Origin of the sequence: Pseudomonas sp. FSL R10-2964 (assembly GCF_009600035.1) — a bacterium.
Classification (GTDB): domain Bacteria; phylum Pseudomonadota; class Gammaproteobacteria; order Pseudomonadales; family Pseudomonadaceae; genus Aquipseudomonas; species Aquipseudomonas bubulae.
In genome coordinates this window covers 1-267 of sequence record NZ_WIWH01000146.1, presented here as the reverse complement: position 1 = coordinate 267, position 267 = coordinate 1, and the positions used below count along the sequence as shown (strand labels likewise).

The following is a 267-nucleotide window of genomic DNA, read 5'->3' as shown; positions in this document are numbered from 1 at the left end:
AACCAACATCGCCACCCGTGATACGCGCGGCGACTCGACCAAGCTCGGCTCCACCTGGATCGGCAGCAAAACCACTTACACCTTTGACGATGACGCCAAGCTCGAAGCCGGGTTGGTGTACCACGACTACCCGCAGATTCTCAGCCGCAAAAGTACCGTCAACCCCAACTACTGGGTTTGGCGCGACATCAACTACTCGCTTAATTACACCCGCACCGATCACCTGTTTGGCCTGTCCAGCACCAGCACAGCGGGCTGGACCAGCAC

The 267-nt window shown here is 58.4% G+C and carries 1 pseudogene; it reads left to right on the top strand.

Annotated elements, in window-relative coordinates:
• Positions 1 to 267: pseudogene (locus tag GHN92_RS24000) on the top strand (ligand-gated channel); the annotation flags it as partial.